Annotated in this window: 17 protein-coding genes; 9 read left to right on the forward strand and 8 right to left on the reverse strand. The window is 70.0% G+C overall.

Annotated elements, in window-relative coordinates:
* Positions 1 to 133: 133 nt before the first annotated feature.
* The 3 genes from ACWEOI_RS00105 to ACWEOI_RS00115 all read right to left on the reverse strand — a co-directional run bounded on the left by ACWEOI_RS00105 (position 134) and on the right by ACWEOI_RS00115 (position 4,191).
* Complete coding sequence (locus ACWEOI_RS00105) at positions 134 to 1,273, reverse strand: hypothetical protein (RefSeq protein ID WP_452358532.1); 1,140 nt, start codon at positions 1,271 to 1,273, stop codon at positions 134 to 136.
* A 102-nt stretch (positions 1,274 to 1,375) separates the two neighbouring features.
* Entirely contained in the window at positions 1,376 to 2,593 is a 1,218-nt protein-coding gene (locus tag ACWEOI_RS00110; RefSeq protein ID WP_452358533.1) for a hypothetical protein, read from the reverse strand.
* A 194-nt stretch (positions 2,594 to 2,787) separates the two neighbouring features.
* Entirely contained in the window at positions 2,788 to 4,191 is a 1,404-nt protein-coding gene (locus ACWEOI_RS00115; protein WP_433670943.1) for an NAD(P)H-quinone dehydrogenase, read from the reverse strand.
* A gap of 305 nt (positions 4,192 to 4,496) precedes the next feature.
* Between ACWEOI_RS00115 and ACWEOI_RS00120 the strand changes: the two genes are divergently transcribed.
* Entirely contained in the window at positions 4,497 to 4,976 is a 480-nt protein-coding gene (locus ACWEOI_RS00120) for a gamma-glutamylcyclotransferase (RefSeq protein ID WP_379280572.1), read from the forward strand.
* A 98-nt stretch (positions 4,977 to 5,074) separates the two neighbouring features.
* Positions 5,075 to 5,488 carry a TIGR03618 family F420-dependent PPOX class oxidoreductase gene (locus ACWEOI_RS00125; protein ID WP_433670940.1) on the forward strand — a complete coding sequence of 138 codons (414 nt, stop codon included), beginning with the start codon at positions 5,075 to 5,077 and terminating at the stop codon, positions 5,486 to 5,488.
* Positions 5,489 to 5,579: 91 nt separating this feature from the next.
* On the opposite strand, the gene ACWEOI_RS00130 is transcribed toward ACWEOI_RS00125, so the two are convergent.
* The 3 genes from ACWEOI_RS00130 to ACWEOI_RS00140 form a co-directional block, all read right to left on the reverse strand.
* Positions 5,580 to 6,698 (reverse strand): M20 family metallopeptidase, encoded by a 1,119-nt coding sequence (locus ACWEOI_RS00130; RefSeq protein ID WP_433673242.1) that lies wholly within the window; start codon positions 6,696 to 6,698, stop codon positions 5,580 to 5,582.
* Positions 6,699 to 6,904: 206 nt separating this feature from the next.
* Positions 6,905 to 8,092 carry a M20 family metallopeptidase gene (locus ACWEOI_RS00135; protein WP_452358534.1) on the reverse strand — a complete coding sequence of 396 codons (1,188 nt, stop codon included), beginning with the start codon at positions 8,090 to 8,092 and terminating at the stop codon, positions 6,905 to 6,907.
* 184 nt (positions 8,093 to 8,276) lie between these two features.
* Positions 8,277 to 8,981 carry an enoyl-CoA hydratase/isomerase family protein gene (locus ACWEOI_RS00140; protein ID WP_452358535.1) on the reverse strand — a complete coding sequence of 235 codons (705 nt, stop codon included), beginning with the start codon at positions 8,979 to 8,981 and terminating at the stop codon, positions 8,277 to 8,279.
* A gap of 194 nt (positions 8,982 to 9,175) precedes the next feature.
* Between ACWEOI_RS00140 and ACWEOI_RS00145 the strand changes: the two genes are divergently transcribed.
* On the forward strand, positions 9,176 to 9,979 hold the full coding sequence (locus tag ACWEOI_RS00145; RefSeq protein WP_433670936.1) for a purine-nucleoside phosphorylase: 804 nt from the start codon (positions 9,176 to 9,178) through the stop codon (positions 9,977 to 9,979).
* A 10-nt stretch (positions 9,980 to 9,989) separates the two neighbouring features.
* Entirely contained in the window at positions 9,990 to 11,603 is a 1,614-nt protein-coding gene (locus tag ACWEOI_RS00150; RefSeq protein ID WP_452358536.1) for a phospho-sugar mutase, read from the forward strand.
* 37 nt (positions 11,604 to 11,640) lie between these two features.
* On the opposite strand, the gene upp is transcribed toward ACWEOI_RS00150, so the two are convergent.
* Positions 11,641 to 12,264 (reverse strand): uracil phosphoribosyltransferase, encoded by a 624-nt coding sequence (gene upp, locus ACWEOI_RS00155; RefSeq protein ID WP_433670932.1) that lies wholly within the window; start codon positions 12,262 to 12,264, stop codon positions 11,641 to 11,643.
* 136 nt (positions 12,265 to 12,400) lie between these two features.
* On the opposite strand from upp, the gene ACWEOI_RS00160 reads away from it, so the two are divergent.
* The 5 genes from ACWEOI_RS00160 (at position 12,401) to ACWEOI_RS00180 (ending at position 16,045) form a co-directional block, all read left to right on the forward strand.
* Positions 12,401 to 12,697 carry a type VII secretion target gene (locus tag ACWEOI_RS00160; RefSeq protein ID WP_452358537.1) on the forward strand — a complete coding sequence of 99 codons (297 nt, stop codon included), beginning with the start codon at positions 12,401 to 12,403 and terminating at the stop codon, positions 12,695 to 12,697.
* 105 nt (positions 12,698 to 12,802) lie between these two features.
* Positions 12,803 to 14,104 carry an NlpC/P60 family protein gene (locus tag ACWEOI_RS00165; protein WP_452358538.1) on the forward strand — a complete coding sequence of 434 codons (1,302 nt, stop codon included), beginning with the start codon at positions 12,803 to 12,805 and terminating at the stop codon, positions 14,102 to 14,104.
* Complete coding sequence (locus ACWEOI_RS00170; protein WP_452358539.1) at positions 14,101 to 14,454, forward strand: hypothetical protein; 354 nt, start codon at positions 14,101 to 14,103, stop codon at positions 14,452 to 14,454. The genes ACWEOI_RS00165 and ACWEOI_RS00170 overlap by 4 nt, the downstream gene beginning before the upstream one ends.
* Complete coding sequence (locus tag ACWEOI_RS00175; RefSeq protein WP_452358540.1) at positions 14,451 to 14,780, forward strand: YbaB/EbfC family nucleoid-associated protein; 330 nt, start codon at positions 14,451 to 14,453, stop codon at positions 14,778 to 14,780. Before ACWEOI_RS00170 ends, ACWEOI_RS00175 begins: the two co-directional genes overlap by 4 nt.
* A gap of 26 nt (positions 14,781 to 14,806) precedes the next feature.
* Complete coding sequence (locus ACWEOI_RS00180) at positions 14,807 to 16,045, forward strand: primosomal protein (RefSeq protein ID WP_433670923.1); 1,239 nt, start codon at positions 14,807 to 14,809, stop codon at positions 16,043 to 16,045.
* A 71-nt stretch (positions 16,046 to 16,116) separates the two neighbouring features.
* Here the strand turns inward: ACWEOI_RS00180 and ACWEOI_RS00185 are convergent, their stop codons facing one another.
* The gene (locus ACWEOI_RS00185) at positions 16,117 to 17,208 is read right to left on the reverse strand and encodes an adenosine deaminase (protein WP_452358541.1); all 1,092 of its coding nucleotides are present in this window, start codon (positions 17,206 to 17,208) and stop codon (positions 16,117 to 16,119) included.
* Positions 17,209 to 17,254 lie beyond the last annotated feature (46 nt).

Below are 17,254 nucleotides of genomic sequence, written 5' to 3' on the forward strand. Positions count from 1 at the left end.
GAACCACCTCCGAGGGAACGCCGGGGTATGCGAAACCCCACCATGTCACACGGAGACCAGGATATGAAATCGCCGTCCCAGATATTGAGACGTCGAGTCCAGTTTCCAGGGCCTGGACCGGACCTGCCCGGGCCTACTCGATGGACTGGATCAGATGCTTGCCGTCGACCACCGCGGTGATGATGTGCTCCACGTACACCTCGGTGGTGCCGTCCACCCGATGCTCGGTGATGTCCACGTCATAGGCCTCCGGGCCGGTCTCGACGATCTTCAGGCAGTAGGTGGTGCCGGGCTTGAGCGGATCGATGCCCTTGGTCTGCATGACCTCGGCGGGCGCCACCGTGGTCGCGCCGGGCACCACGAACGAGTGCGCCTTCGCACCGCTGCGGTCGACATAGAAGGCGTACTGGAAGCCGAGGATGGCGTCCACGCCACTGCCGGTGCCGCCCGCGCCATTGCCGATGGTGAGCTTGCCGTCCCGCTTGGCCGGGCAGCTCAGCGCCGCCACCGTGGGCGAGGGCTTGCCGGTGGTGACCCCGGCCGTCGGAGCGGTGTCGGTGCCGCCCCTGGTCAGCGCGAAGGTGACGCCCCCGGCCACCGCGAGCACCGTCACCGCCGCGCCCGCGATCAGCCCGATCTTGCGCCACGACCGCGGCTCGGGTTCCGGTTTGCGTTGCGGGGCGGTGATTTTCGGCGCGAGCGCCTTGGCGATCGGATCGTCGGACCAGGACAGCGACTCCGCCGGCCCCGCGGCCGATTCCACCGGCGGCGCGGGCGGGAAACCGCTGGGCGCGGACCGCCACCAGGAGTCGGCGGACCCGTCGGCCTCGGCCGGAGCCGAATTCCGTTCCGCGGCCACCGAATCGGCCTCGGGGATCCTGGTCGTCCGCTCCACGTCCACGGCGGCCGATTGCGGCCCGCCAGCCGGGATCTTGACGGTCTTTTCGACGTCGGGGGTAGTGGGAACCTGCGCCACGGGATTCACGGCCGGATACTGGCCCGTGGACGGTCCGGGCATCGCCGGATACTGCCCGGTGGTGGGCTGCCACGCGTCGGGAGCCCGATACTGCGGCGGCGCGCCCGCGGGGCGCCAGGCCAGATCGGGACTCTGCGGACCCGGGGCCGGACTCCAGCCCGGGCCGTCGGCGACCGGGGCCGGACCGAAATCATTGAGGGACGGCCCGAAATCATTGAGCGAGGGCCCGAACTCGGACTCCGGCGCTCCCCCCTCGGATGCCTGACGGTCCGCGGATTCGTCCTTGCCCGAAACCATCACCCGTCCTTTCGCCACAGACACGTGGGGCGGTCGCTACCGACCGCCCCACGCGACGACACTGCTTCTACCGGCACCGTTCCCGGTGTGTTGAACGGTCGGTCAGTACTGGACCGAACCACCCGTCTGCGCGGTCACGCCACCGATGTCGATCGACTGCGACGGCCGCTCGCCTTCGGGGAGCCTACCAATCTGGGCCGCCGCCTCGAGCACCGTGGCGCCGCCCGGGAGCAGGCGGATGAAGTTCTCGGCATTGGCCTTCGCGGCATTGGCCGCGGCGGTGTCCAGCACGAACTCGACCTTCTGGTCGTTGTCCGGGCCGCTGCCCGCGAACGCCGTCACCTTGATCTGGTTGACCGTGGTGAAGTCCAGCGACATGCCGGCCTCGCCCAGCCCGCCCGGCGTGGTGTAGCCGATGGTGCCGACGTAGCCGTCCAGGTTGCTGAAGTGGTGGGTGTTGGCGGCCCAGCCCGGCAGCACCGCGCCGCCGTCGAGGTTGACGCCGAGCTCGGAGTGCGGACCGGACATGGCGACCACCGGGGCGGCCGGGGCCGCGTCCACCGCGGGCGACTGCCACTGCGGCTTGGCCTGCGGGGTGACCGTCTGCGGGCCGGTCATGGTGTCGGCGTCCGGGTTCTGCGCCGGGGTGGTGACCGCCGGATCCGCGCTGCGGTCGTTCGGCTTGACCGGCTGGGTGCCCGGCTGGGTCGACGGCGGGGTGGCCGCGTCCTGCTGCGGGGTGACGACCGCGGGCTGGGCCGGGGTCGACTGGCCCGGCACCGGCAGCGGCGCCACGCGCGGCACGGTCACACCCGGCTGCGACGGGCGCACCGACTTCGGCTGACCCGGGTTGACGCCCGCGGGCTGCGCGCCCTGATCGTTCTTGGGGGCGTTGGCATCCGGCTTCGGGGCGTTCGCGTCCGGCTTGGGCGCGGTGGCGTCCGGCTTCGGGGTGTTGGTGGCGTCGGGCTGGGTCGCGCCCTGCGGCTGACCCGAATCCGGCTTGTCCGCACCGTTGTCCGGCGCGGTGTTGTTCGGCGTGGTGGGGGTGGTGACGCCCGGCTGGCTCTGCTGCGGCTTGGTGGTGCCCGGCTGCGGCTTCTCCGGCTTGGGCGCGGGAACCGACTGCGCCTTCGGGTCCGGGGTGGGGGTGTCGGCGGGCGGCTGCGTGCCGTCGGGCTGCTGCTGGTCGGCGGGTACGGCGCCCGGGTCGGCGGGGGCGGCGTTGGCGGGCGCGGACAGCAGCGACACCACCGCGGCCGCACCGGCCAGCGTCAGGGAGGTGCTCGCCTTGATCCGACTCGGCTTGCGGTGCTTCACGTTTCGCTCAATTCCTTCGTCCCTCGGCGGCACGATCAGCCTGGGCATCGAAGAGCACCGAACGGAGGGAAACGATCACCCCCGATACGTAACACTCGCGACCGCCCTGCCGATCGCTTCCGCCGCGAACTTAATCACAAGGGAGACAAGGCAGCAAGACGGGCCGGTAACAAAGGGGGCGAAACACGTTGCGGTTAGTCCAGATCGTCGTGCCGCATGAGCTGCCGCGCGGCCTCGGTGACCGATCCGGTGAGGGAGGGATACACCGAGAAGGTCTGCGCCAGATCGTTCACCGTGAGGTTGTTCTGCACCGCCAGCGCGATCGGCAGGATCAACTCCGACGCGATCGGGGCGACCACCACGCCGCCGATCACCACACCGGTGGCGGGCCGGCAGAAGATCTTCACGAAACCCCGTCGCAGGCCCGACATCTTGGCCCGCGGGTTGGTGTTCAGCGGCAGCATGACCGTGCGCGCGGGGACCTCGCCCTCGTCGATGGCGGTCTGCGCGACGCCGACCGTCGCGATCTCCGGGCGCGTGAACACCGCGGAGGCAACGGTCTTCAGGCGAATCGGCTGCACGCCCTCACCCAGCGCGTGATACATCGCGATGCGGCCCTGCATGGCGGCCACCGAGGCCAGCGGCAGCAGGCCGGTGCAGTCGCCGGCCGCGTAGACGCCGGGCGCGGTGGTCCGCGACACCCGGTCCACGCGGAGGAAACCACCCTTGTCGAGTTCGATGCCGAGCCGATCCAGGCCCAGCCCGTTGGTGTTCGGGACCGAACCGACCGTCATGAGCGCATGGGTGCCGGTGACCGTGCGGCCGTCGGACAGCTTCACCACGATGCCCTCGGCGGTGCGCTCCACCGCGTCCGCGCGGGCGTGCTTGACCAGCTCCACACCGCGCTCGGCGAGCGCCTCCTCCAGCACCAGCGCGGCGTCGGCGTCCTCACCGGGCAGCACGCGGTCCCGGCTGGAGACCACCTTCACCTGCACGCCCATCTCGGTATAGGCGGAGACGAATTCGGCGCCGGTGACACCGGAACCCACGACCACCAGGGTCTCGGGCAGGTCCCTGAGGTCGTAGAGCTGACGCCAGTTCAGGATTCGCTCACCGTCGGGCTCCGCGCCGGGCAGCACGCGCGGGCTGGCGCCGGTGGCGATCAGCACCACCTCGGCCTCGATGACCCGCTGCTGGCCGTCCTCGAGGGTGGCCTTCACGAGGTGGGTGGCCAGCCCGGGGGCCTGGTCGATGAGCTCGCCGTAGCCGGACAGCACGGTCACGCCCGCGGTCATCAGCTTGGCGCGGATGTCGGAGGACTGCGCCTGCGCGAGCGCCTTCACCCGGGAGTTCACCTCGGCGAGACGCACCTGCGCCTGCGAGGGATGCACGGTGATGCCCAGGTCCCGGGCGCGGCGCAGATCGGTGCGCACGCCGGTGGAGGCGATGAAGGTCTTGGACGGCACGCAATCCCACAGCACGCACGCGCCGCCGATGCCGTCACTGTCGATCAGCGTGACCGGCGCGCCGTGTTGTGCCGCTACCAGTGCCGCCTCGTAACCGGCGGGACCGCCACCGATGATCGCAATGCGGGTCATTGTTCCTCCGCTTCAAGCTCCGGCTCCGGGATCTCCGATGCCGGTCCCTAACGTTATCCGCCCAGCTCCGTGCCGCTATCACCGCATCTCCGGATGATTTTGTCACTGTGGCGCATCCCATTCGTGAAGGTCGGCCGTCATTACCGGAGAGTCGCGCGAACCCGGTGCGGCCGCCCGGTGAATCGCGTCCGAACGGCGGTTTCTACGCAATCCGGCGATCGCGCGGCAATCGGTCATGCGGGGACGAACCGCCTTGTGATCGGGATCAGGGGAGCCTTACGGCGATTGTTCGATAGGCTCTTATGGTGCCGATTTACGCCGCCTATGGGTCCAACATGGATCCCGAGCAGATGCTCAAGCGCTGTCCGCACTCCCCTGTGTACGGAACCGGCTGGCTGGAAGGGTGGCGACTCACCTTCGCCGGGGACGACATCGGCTGGGAGGGACCGCTGGCGACGGTGGTCGAAGAGCCCGGACAACGCGTCTTCGTGGTCCTCTACGACGTTCCCGACGACGACGAGCTGAGTCTCGACCGCTGGGAGGGTTCGGACTTCGGTATCCACAAGAAGATCCGCCTGCGCGTCACCCCCAACCAGGGCCCCACGACCACGCCGGTCCTGGCGTGGCTCTACGTCCTGGACGCCTACGAGGGCGGACTACCCTCCGCCCGCTACATCGGCGTCATCTCCGACGCCGCGGAGAAGGCGGGCGCGCCAGGCGATTACGTGCACGCGCTACGCACGCGCAACAGCAAGAACGTGGGCCCGGGCACCTTCGGGATGTGAGTGTCCGATCGGGCGCCGCGCACCGTGCCGGAAGATTCGGCGCGGCAGCGGCGTTGCGGGAACCGGAACGATCTTCGAACCGTCGAAAGAGGAAGCCGATGCCCGCCACGCCCGTCCCCGCCCCGATCGCCGAATTCCTGGCCCGCCCCAACCCGGCCGTCTTCGCCTCCAACCGCCCGGACGGGCAGCCGGTCTCGGTCGCCACCTGGTACCTGTACGAGAACGACCGAATCCTGGTGAACCTGGCCGACTTCCGCAAGCGCCTGGACTACCTGCGCGAGGACCCGCGGATCACGCTGACCGTGCTGGAAGGCGACAACTGGTACAGCCACGTCAGCATCCAGGGCCGCATCGTCTCCATCGAGAACGACTCGGACTCCTCGGTCATCGACCGCATCGCCGAGCACTACACCGGCGGCGAGTACCCGGTCCGCGATCAGAAGCGCGTCTCGGTCTGGATCGAGATCGACCGCTGGCACGCCTGGGGCGACATCGCCGCGAAGGCGAAGTAACCCGCCGCGCACTGTCTCGACAGCCTCCGAACATGAAGCCGGGCCGCACTTTTCAGTGCGGCCCGGCTTTCGTCTCAGGTGACGCCCGAGTTCAGCGGGCGTTCAGCACGATATTGGTGAACACCCGGACACCCGCCGCGAGCGCGCGCTCGTCGATGTCGAAGGTCGGCTGGTGCAGGTCGAGCTGCTCTCCCGAACCGGACCAGACGCCGAGCCGGCCCATCGCGCCGGGCACCTCCTCCAGGTACCAGGAGAAGTCCTCGCCGCCGCCGGACTGCTGGGTGTCGGCCAGCGCGTCCGGGCCCAGGGCGCGGATCGCGTCCTCGAACATGCGCACGGCCTGCTCGTCGTTCACCACCGGCGGCACGCCGCGCTTGTAGTTGAGCTGGTAGCGCACGCCGGTCGGCGCGAGCAGCCCCTCCACGATCTCGCGGACCATGGGCTCGAGCAGGGACCAGGTGGCGTGATCGCCGGTGCGGACGGTGCCGGTCAGCATGCCGGTCTGCGGAATCGCGTTGGGCGCCTTGCCCGCCGACACCGCGCCCCACACCATGACCGTGCTGGTGCGCGGGTCGATGCGGCGCGAGAGCAGGCCGGGCAGGCCGGTGATGACGGTGCCCATGGCGTAGACCAGGTCGCTGGTCAGGTGCGGGCGGGAGGTGTGGCCGCCGGGGGAATCGAGCACCAGCTCGACGGTGTCGGCGGCCGAGGTGATGGCGCCGATCCGGATGCCGACCTGTCCGACCTCCAGGCGCGGGTCGCAGTGCAGCGCGAACATGCGCGAGACGTCTTCCATGGCGCCGGCGGCGACCATGTCGACGGCGCCGCCGGGCATGACCTCCTCGGCGTGCTGGAACACCAGCCGCACGCCGACCGGGAGGTCCTCGATCTCGGCCAGCGCGAGCGCGGTGCCGAGCAGGATGGTGGTGTGCGCGTCGTGCCCGCAGGCGTGCGAGACGCCGGGCACGGTGGAGGCGAACGCCAGGCCCGTGTACTCCTGCAGCGGCAGCGCGTCCATGTCGGCGCGCAGGCCGATGCGCGGGCCGTCCGGGCCGATGTCACAGATCAGGCCGGTGCCGCTCGGTAGTTTGCGGGGTTCGAGACCGGCCTTGACCAGCCAGGACTCCACGAATTCGGTGGTGCCGAACTCGGTTCGGGACAGTTCCGGGTTGGCGTGGATGTGGCGACGCCACGCCTTCAGGTCGTCCATGTGCTCGGCGAGCCAGGACTCCACGGCCTCGTTCCCGGAAACCGGTTCCCCCGCGACGCCCGACGGCGGCTGCGTAGTCACGCACGACGCCGCGAGTGGCCCGTTGACCCGCGCGGTGTACATCGGGGCGCTCGCGGCGCCCTGCGTAGTTACGCGAGCTGCCGCCTCCGGGCCTGACGCTCCCGCCCGGGACCGGCCGGTTGTGCTCACCGAATGTCCTCCTGTCGCTGAAACTGCCGTTGACCGACTCTCTCCGACAACCTGTCCCTGTGCATTTTGTCGCCTGCGATATGTATCGCCGTCCGGGCCAACGCCGTTGCCCCGTCCAGCACCGCACGGTCGGCCGAGGCGTTGACCGCGGCCGCCGCGAAGGCGGGCTGATGGGTCACCGCGCCCCCGGCATCGATGCCGATGACCGGGTGAATACCGGCGATGACGTTGGTGACGTTGCCCATATCGGTACTGCCCAGCGGCCGTGCCGCCTCGAATTCCGGGGCGATGGGCTCGCGACCGAGCGCGGTTATCTGCTCGCGATAGGCACACAGTAGTGCGCTATCGGGAGTGAGCTCGGTATATGTCGGCGCGAGCTTCCGGATTTCGTGGGTGCATCCGGTTGCCAGGGCACCTGCCTCGAAACAAGCCGATGCTCGTTGCATCAGATCGTCGAGGGTCGCGGAGTCGACCGCACGTAGGTAATACAGCAGTTCCGCGTGACCGGGCACGATATTAGGGGCGACGCCGCCCGACCCGACTATACCGTGCAGCTGCTGCCCGGGGACGAGATGTTGACGCAGCAAACCCAAAGCAACCTGCGCGACGGTGACGGCGTCGAGCGCGTTCCGCCCGTATTGGGGCGCCGCGCTGGCATGCGATTCACGGCCGCTGTAGACCACCGAGAGATCGGCGAGGGCCAGCGAATGCGCGCCGGCGATGTCCTCCGGGCCCGGGTGCACCATCATGGCCATGGCCAGGTCGTCGAACACGCCGCGGTCCAGCATGAGCACCTTGCCGCCGCCCGACTCCTCGGCCGGGGTGCCCAGCACCTTCACGGTGATGTCGCAGGCGTCGGCGACGGCGGCCAGCCCGAGCGCCGCGCCCACCGCGGACGCCGCGATGATGTTGTGCCCGCAGGCATGACCAATTTCGGGCAAAGCGTCATATTCGGCGCAAATACCCACGACGAGTTCGCCACTGCCGAATTCCGCGGTGAATGCGGTCGGCAGCTCCGCCACACCCGATTCGATACGGAATCCGCGTTCGCGCAACGGCTCGATCGTCTTGGCGACACTCCGGAATTCTTCGAACGCCAATTCGGGCTCGGAGTGGATGTCGTGCGAGAGCGCGATCAGCTGATCGCGGTAGCCGGCGATCGCGGCATCGGCCGCGGCCAGCAACGCCGGATCGGCCGATGCCACGGTCGGATGATGCGACGACGACACGGACGTCTCGGGACGTCCGATCGGTGCGCAGGATCTCCGGTCATCGCCGTTGCGCGATGGTGACATCCCAACAGTCTCGCACTGCCGCGCAACTCTGTCGCAGCAGGTAAGCCGGAAAATCTCCGGCGTAGGCGGTCGCTTACGGGTTGAACGCCAGGTTCTCGGGGGTGGTCTCCACGGCCAGGCCGGCCAGCGCCTGCTGATGCAGGGCCTTCTTGATCACCGGCAGGTTCGGCTTGCGGTTGCCCTTGAGCAGGTCCGCCCGGGCGATCGCGGTGGCCAGCAACGTCTCAGCGTCCGCCTTGGCGTCGACGATTCCGGCCGCGAGGGCGTCGTCCGCGCCGTAGCGGCGGCCCGTGGTCATGGCCTCCACCGCGACCTGGTTGATCAGGCGGTTGGTGAGCAGCGCGTTCATGGCGACCGTGAACGGCATGCCCAGATTCACCTCGGGCAGGCACCAGAAGCCGCGATCGGCGCGCATGACCCGGAAATCGCAGGAGGTGGCGAGCATGGCGCCCGCGCCGAAGGCGTGCCCGTTCACCGCGGCCACGGTCGGCATGCCGAAGGTCAGCAGGCGGGAGTACAGCGAGTGCACGCGGTCCAGGTACCAGCAGTTCTTGTCGAAGTTGCCGAACAGCCAGTCGGTGTCGAGGCCGTTGGAGAAGAACTTGCCGTTGGCGGTGACCACCAGCGCGGCCGGGCCCTCGGACGCCTCGACCTCGTCGAGCAGCGCGTGGACCTCGGTGATCCAGTCCGGGTGGAAACGGTTCTCGCTGTCGATGGTCTGACCCCCGGTACCGAGGAACAGCACGAACACATCCCCGTCACGCTTCAAATACGCCATGCGCAGAGGGTAACGCCCGCAAAAGGGATTACTACTCGCGGGTAGCAAGCCTCGCAGGTTCGCGGCCCGCCCCGGTCCGGACTGCGCTCCGCCTCCCCGCGCTCGGAGCGACGGAGCGAAGCGGAGGAGGGAAGACCGGGGTTACGAGGGCCGCGAACAGCCGTAGCGAAGCGGAGGCAATTAGACTCGGCGACATGCTAGCCGAGAAGGCCATGGGCGGGGTTTCCGAACTAGCCGCCACAGCCATTGCCGAACGTACGGGAGTGCAGCAGCATCGCGTCGCCGTGGTGCTGGGATCGGGCTGGCAGGAGGCTGCCGCCGAGATCGGCGAACCATCCACATCCATCCCCATGGCCGAGGTGCCGGGGTTCGGATCGCCCACGGCGCAAGGCCATCAGGGCACCATCCACTCGGTGCACGTCGGCGACTCGCCGGTGCTGCTGCTCATGGGCCGCCAGCATCTCTACGAGGGCCACACGCCGGGCCAGGTCGTGCACAATGTGCGCACCGCGCTGGCCGCGGGCGCGCAGACGGTGCTGCTCACCAATGCCGCGGGCGGGATTCGCGACGGACTGTCGGTCGGCGAGCCGGTGCTCATCAGCGACCACATCAACCTGACCGGCCGCACCCCCATCGAGGGCGCGAACTTCGTGGACCTGGTCGACGCCTGGGATCCCGAATTGCGCACGCTGGCAAAGGAAATCGACCCCAGCCTCACCGAGGGCGTGTACGCGGGCCTGACCGGACCGCAGTACGAGACCCCCGCCGAGATCCGGATGCTGCGCACCATCGGCGCCGATCTGGTCGGCATGTCCACCGTGCTCGAGGCCATCGCCTGCCGCGAGGGCGGGGCCAAGGTGCTCGGCATCTCGCTGGTCACCAACCTGGCGGCCGGCGTCACCGGACAGCATCTCTCGCATGCCGAAGTCCTGGCCGAGGGCCACGCGGCCGCACCGAGATTGGGCAAGCTGCTGCGCGGCGTGCTGGAACGCCTCTAGGCGCGCGGGCATGCTGCGTTTCGGAACCGCCGGGCTGCGCGGTCCGCTCCAGGACGGCCCGGACGGCATGAACATCGACACCGTCGCGCGGGCGTCGGCCGGCATCGCCGCCTGGCTGCGCGACCGCTGCCTCGGCGGCGGGATCGTCATCGTGGGCCGCGACGCCCGCCACGGGTCGGACGAATTCGCCACCGCGGCCGCGGAAGTCTTCGCCGCGGCCGGATTCTCGGTGCTGGCGCTCCCCCACCCGGTACCCACCCCCGTGGTCGCTTTCGCGGTGCGAGAGCTGAAAGCCGTTGCGGGAGTGCAGATCACCGCGTCCCACAATCCGGCCACCGACAACGGCTACAAGGTCTACCTCGACGGCGGCTCGCAGATCGTGCCACCCGCCGACAGCGAGATCGAGCGCTGCATCGACGCCGTCGACGGCCGCATCCCCCGGACCGACCCCGATCCGACCGCCCCCGACCCCGCCCTGCTCGCACTGCCCGCGGGCACCCCGCCGGACGCGATGGGCGAGGAGATCGTCCGCCGGTACCTGACCCGGGTCACCCGGTTGCCCCGCCTCATCGGCGGCGACGCACCACTCAGCGTCGAGGACATCGAGGCGACCGCCGACGATCCCGCCGCGACCGCGCGAGATGTCCGGCAGCGCAGCGATATCCGCATCGTGCTGACCCCCATGCACGGTGTGGGCGGCGAACTGGGCGTCGCCGCGCTGCGGGGCGCCGGGTTCGACGAAGTACTGGTGGTGGCGGAACAGTTCGCCCCGGACCCGGACTTCCCGACCGTGGCGTTCCCGAATCCCGAGGAGCCGGGGGCCGCGGATCTGCTGCTCGACCTGGGCGAGCGGCTCGACGCGGACCTCGCCATCGCGTTGGACCCGGACGCGGATCGGTGTGCGCTCGGCGTGCGCGGGCCGGATGGCTGGCGGATGCTGCGCGGCGACGAAACCGGTATCCTCCTGGGCGATTTCGTGCTGCGGACCGCCGCCCCGGATGCCCTGGTCGCCACCACGATCGTGTCCTCCCGGCTGCTGAGCGAGATCGCCGCCGCTCGCGGGGCGCGGTATGCCGAGACGCTGACCGGGTTCAAGTGGCTGGCCCGCGCGGGCGAGGGGCTGGTCTACGCGTACGAGGAGGCGATCGGGCACTGCGTGGATCCGTCCGCGGTGCGCGACAAGGACGGCATCTCGGCCGCGGTGGTCGCCGCCGATCTGGTCGCCCAACTGAAGGCGCAGGGCCGCACCGTCCTCGACGTCCTCGACGAGTACGCGGTCGAATTCGGCGTGCACGCGGGAGATCAGGTGTCGCTGCGCCTGGCGGACGCGTCGGCCGCGGCCGCGGTCGTCGCCCGGCTGCGCGAGACTCCCCCGAGCGAGATTGCCGGGGAACCCGTGACCTGCACCGATATGGCGCAGATGCGGGGCCGGATGCGCACCGACGCACTGGTTTTCGACGCCGACTCGTTCCGTGTGGTGGTGCGCCCGTCCGGCACCGAACCCAAGCTCAAGTGCTACCTGGAAGCGTTCGAACCCGTGGCCGGGCCGGACGCGCTCGACGACGCGAAGGCCGTCGCCGCGCAGCGGCTCGCCGAGCTCCGCAAGTACTTCCAGCAGCTCTGAGCCGCTGCCACTTCCGGAGCGACGGCCCGGGAGTGGTTCAGCGCGGCCCGAACTGGCGGTCCCCCGCGTCGCCGAGACCCGGCACGATGTAGGCGTCGGAGTTGAGGCCGCGGTCCACCGAGGCGGTGACCAGCAGCACCGCGTGCCCCGACTTCTCCAGCGCCTCAATGCCTTCCGGCGCGGCCACCACGGACACCACGATGATGTCGCGAGCCTTGCGGGCGGCCAGCAGATCCAGGGTGTACACCATGGATCCGCCGGTCGCCAGCATCGGATCCAGCACCATCACCGGCGTGGTGGACAGGTCCTCCGGCAGCGACTCCATGTACGGCGTCGGCTGATGCGTCTCCTCGTCCCGGGCCAGTCCCACGAACCCGATCCGCGCGTCCGGAATCAGATTCTCCGCGGTCTCCACCATCCCCAGCCCCGCCCGGAGCACGGGCACCAACAGCGGCGGCGCGTTCAACCGCGTCCCCTCCGCCGCGGCCACCGGCGTGGCGATGGGAAACCGCTCGACCGGCGCGTCCCGCATCGCCTCGTACACCAGAATCCCCGTCAAATCCCGAAGCGCCGCCCGGAAAGCCGGATTGGTCGTCCGAGCGTCTCGCATGGTGGTCAACAACGCGGCCGCCAGCGGATGGTCCACAACGAGTGTGCGCATAGGAAAACCATAGGTCAGCACCCGCCCTGAAGATCCCTCCACCGCAATTCTCCCCACCCGGAACCGAACAGCCCCCAGCCGCGTCCAACCCGGTACACCACATTTCCGCCCGCCGACCGGGCGAGAAGGGGGCACCATGCACGTCTCGATCCACCCCGATGGCCTGACCACCTACGCGACCACCACCAACGCCCTCGCCACGCGCCTCACCACCGCCGCCCCCACCACCCTCGCCGACGCCCTCGGCTTGATCGGCGCCGACCTGCTGACCGCCTACGCGCGCGCCCACGCCACCCACACCACCACCCTCGCCCACCTCACCACCCTCTTCACCGCAACCAGCGCCGCCACCGAAACCGCCGCGACCACCTACACCGACCACGACCACACCCGGGCCGCCGCCCTGCGCACCGCCACCGAGCTGGACGCATGACCTCCCCGATCCAGATCCCCTGTGCGGCAAGCCCACCCATTCACGGTGACACCCCACTGCCCGAAAGCGGCCACCGTTCAGGGCAATTCGTCCAGGGGTTCGCCGATGAGCGATGACGTGACGGCGGCGGAGCTGGAGAAGCCGATCGTCGAGCTGCTCCGGAGTTTCGGGTCCGGCCGCAGCACCGCTGCCGACGTGTTGCGGGAGACCGTGCGGATTGTCGATGAAGCGCATGCCGAGAGCCGGGGCAGCGTGGATCGGATGTATGACGAGTGGCGGGGGCGGGCCGGGGACGCGGCGTTGGACAAGGCGTTGCGGACCCAGACCACCGCGGCCACCGCTGCTGAGCGGGGGCGGGCGATGGCGGAGATCTTGGACCGGGCGGATGCCGAGGTAGCCACGGGGCGGCGGGAATTGGCGGAGACTCTGCGGGCGTTCCGCGCGGAACTGGCTTCGCTCAGCTCGGAAGGGAACAGTCCGGGTGGCGCGACAGCCGCTGTCGCGTCGGCGATCGACCACATCGGGCGGGCCCTGCGGGTGGTCGAGCGGGTGCGGGCGGAGTTGGCGAGTGAGGCGGCTGCCATGGAGGAGTTGAGTGGGCCGATTCCGGCGCCGGCGGTGGTGGCGCCGGGCGCTCTCGGGGATGGCTACGCGGGGGATGCTCCGCCCGCGGCGGTGACCGGTCCCGGTGCGGTGGGCCCACTTCCGGATTCGGCGGGCGGACCGCCGGACGCGGCGGGCACTGTTCCGGCGGGCACGACCCACGCGGCGGTGAGCGGTGATCCTAGGCCCCGCGCGACAACAGTTCCGGCGGGCCACGACACATCCACTGGCGGCGACACGATCCGGACCATCGGGGGCGGCCTGCTCGGTACGGGGCCGTCCGCGGGCGGCGACGGTCGGCGCGGGGCCGGGCGGTCGAGGGATGACGGGGTGCGGACCACCACCGCGTCGGTGTTCACGGCGAATGGGCCCGGTCATGATTCGCCGGTCGGGTCGCCGCACGAGAGTGGGGTGTGGGTGACGTTGCCGGACGGGAGTCGGGTGGAGGCGCCGAACGAGCGGGCGGCGGAGGCGGTTCGGAAGGCGTTGAGTGCGGTGGGGACGCCGTACGAGTGGGGTGGGGTGACGCCGGGGGTGGGGGTGGATTGCAGTGGGCTGACGCAGTGGGCCTACGGGCAGGCGGGGGTTTCGCTGCCGCGGCTGGCGCAGGAGCAGGGGCTCGGGCATCCGAGTGTCGGTCCAGGGGGCTTGATGCCCGGTGATCTTGCGGTGTGGGACGGGCACGTGGCGCTGGTGATCGGGAACGGGCAGTTGGTGGAGGCGGGCGATCCCGTCCAGATCGGACCGATACGAACGGAGAATTCGGGCATGCGGTTCCTCGGTTTCTACCGGCCGACGGCATGAGCGGGCCGCGGGAATCGGCGCAGGTGCCGCCGGTGACGGTGGCTGCGTCGGGCAATCGGGCGGGCACGGTGACGGTGTCGGCGACCGATCGAGGGATGCCGGTCGAGATCCGGTTCGAGCGCGGCGAATACCGGTACGGCGCACAGGCTCTCGCCGACGAGATCCTCCGGCTGACCCGGCGGTCGGCGCTGGTGGCGCGGTCGCGGCGGCGCGAACAGCTGGCCGCGGCGGGCATGCCCGACACGGTCCTGGACCGGCTCGGCCTGCCCACCCGCCAGGCCGCGGTGGACGAGCTGGATCGGCTCGACGACGCCGACACCGGCCGGGCCAGTTGGTGGCGGAACCGATGAGCGCCGAGATGGACGCCCTGCTCCGAGGCGTCAACTACACGCTGGAAGCCCTCGAGTCGACCCTGCGCGACCTGGGCGGAGTCCGCGGCCGCTGCGCCGCCGAGGACGGTTCGGTCACCGCCGAGGTGGACGCCGACGGCGCCCTGACCGGCCTGTGGCTGGCCGAGTCGGTGACGTCCCGGCCTCCGGCCGAGGTCTCCCGGCTGATCCTGTGGACCGCGCGGCGGGCCGCCGCCGAGGCGACCGCGCAGCGGGCCCGGATCATCACCCGCCTGAACGACGCGCTGATTTCAAAAAATGTTGGGGGCGACCCGGATAGTGCCTGACGCGACGACTGGATAGGCTTCCGGTCATGGCTTCTGGAGACATCGTCCCGATCGCGCTGGGCCTGACCAAAGGCGATCTTGTCACCCTCTGGGCACCCCGCTGGCGAGACGGTGACGATGAGTGGCAGGCATTCCTCGGTCACGAGGAAGACCTCTACGGTTTCGACTCCGTCGCGGAGCTGGCCGCGTTCATCCGCACCAACTCCGACAACGATCTGGTGGATCATCCCGCGTGGAAGATCATCGCCGGTCTGTCGGCGGCCGAACTGGAGCCCGAGGAGCAGTACGTCTTCGATCTGGTCGGCGTGCCCGAGCTGGCCGCCGACGACCCGGATCCGGAGGTGGTCTCCGAGCTCGAGGAGACCCTCGAGATGGTCCGCAATATCGGCGACGTGTGCGAACTCGATCCCGTCACCAAGTTCTTCGGCTCGCACCCGGTACTGGGCGCGCTGGCCGGTGGGGTGAGCGCCTTCCTCGGGCGTGAGGGCGAGGAGCTGTGGGACCAGGTCGGCGCGGCCATCGCCAAGGACTGGGAGAAGGTCATCGACGCCATCGACTCGGTGGTGACGGTGCCCGAGGTGGACGCCGACGCGGTCTCGGTGGCCGAGGCGGAACTGCTTGCGGCGCAGGAGAACATCGTCGACGCCGAGGACGCGGCCGAGGGTGACGACGAGATCGAGGACGTCGACCTGGACGAGGACGACGAGGAGGGCGAGCTGTCCTTCTGGCACGAGGTCGGCATCGACCCGGTGAAGATCATCTCCTCGGACGGCACCTTCTTCACGCTGCGCTGCTACGTCGACGACGAGCCCATCTTCCTGGGCAAGGACGGCTCGATCACGGTCTTCGGTTCCGAGCGCGCGCTGGCCCGCTACCTGGCCGACGACCACGATCACGACTTGGCCCGGGTGAGCACCTACGGCGAGGTGCAGACCGCCGCCGTGGACGGTTCGCTCGAGGTGGAGGTCGACGACGAGAACGTCTACGTGCTGCCCGGTCTGTCCGAGGACCTGGCCTCCGGCCCGAAGTCCGTGGACACCGATCAGCTCGACCTGGCGGTCGAATTGTTCACCGACGCCGCCGACTACGCCGATGACGACGCCGTCGAGTCGGCGCTGGCGGTCTCCACTCCCCTGGGCTGGTACGTCTCCTACCTGCTGAACCCGGACCCGACCCGGATGGCGCCGAACCCGCCGTTCCAGGCCGAGTCGGAGGCGTGGAAGGCGCTGGAGACGGTCTTCGAGGCCCGCCTCCAGAAGGGCTGACCCGGTCCGACCCCCGACACGATTCGAGCCGCACCCCCACGGGTGCGGCTCGAATTGCTTTCCGGCGGGCGCTATCCCAGCAGCACCGCGTAGCCGGGCTTGATCACCTCGTCGATCAGCCGCAGCCGTTCCGGGAACGGGATGAACGCGGACTTCATGGCATTGATGGTGAACCGTTCCAGATCGCTCCAGCCGTACCCGAAGGTCTCCGACAGCTTGAGCATCTCCTTGCTCATGGTGGTGTCGCTCATCAAACGGTTGTCGGTGTTCACGGTGACCCGGAACCGCAGCCGCGCGAGCAGGTCGAACGGGTGCTTGTCGAGCGAGGGCACGGCCCCGGTCTGCACGTTCGAGGAGGGGCACAGTTCCAGCGGAATCCGCATGTCCCGCACATAGTTCGCGACCACGCCGAGGACCGGCCCGTTCGGGCCGTCGGTGATGTCGTCGGTGATGCGCACGCCGTGCCCGAGTCGTTCGCAGCCGCAGAAGGCGACGGCCTCGTGGATGGACGGCAGCCCGAACGCCTCGCCCGCGTGAATCGTGAAGTGCGCGAGGTTGGCCCGCATGTAGTCGAAGGCGTCGAGGTGGCGGCTGGGCGGGTAGCCGGCTTCCGCGCCCGCGATGTCGAAGCCGCCGACGCCGCGGTCGCGCCAGCGCACGGTGAGTTCGGCGATCTCGCGGGAGCGGGCGGCGTGCCGCATGGCGGTGAGCAGGCAGACCACGGTGATGGGGGTGCCCGCCGCGGCGGCGGCCGCCTCGCCCTCCCGGAATCCGGCGATGGTGTGCTCGACGACCTCGTCGAGGGTGAGTCCGGCCTCGATGTGCTGTTCGGGCGCGAACCGCACCTCGGCGTAGACGACGCCGTCGGCGGCGAGGTCCTCGGCGCATTCGCGGGCGACCCGGCGCAGCCCTTCGGGGGTCTGCATGACGGCGACGGTGTGGGCGAAGGTCTCCAGGTAGCGCTCGAGCGAGCCGCTGTCGGCCGCGTCCCGGAACCAGGCGCCGAGGGATTCGGCGTCGCTTGCCGGTAGCTGGTCGTATCCGGCGGCGCGGGCGAGTTCCAGCACCGTCGCGGGTCGCAGCCCGCCGTCGAGGTGATCGTGCAGGACCGCCTTGGGAGCCTGGCGGATCGAGGCGAGAGTGAGGGGCGTCGGTCCAGTCATGTAGCAACGTTAGCCGCATTCCCGTTCTGCGGCAGGACTGTTGACC

The organism is Nocardia sp. NPDC004340 (genome assembly GCF_053602575.1).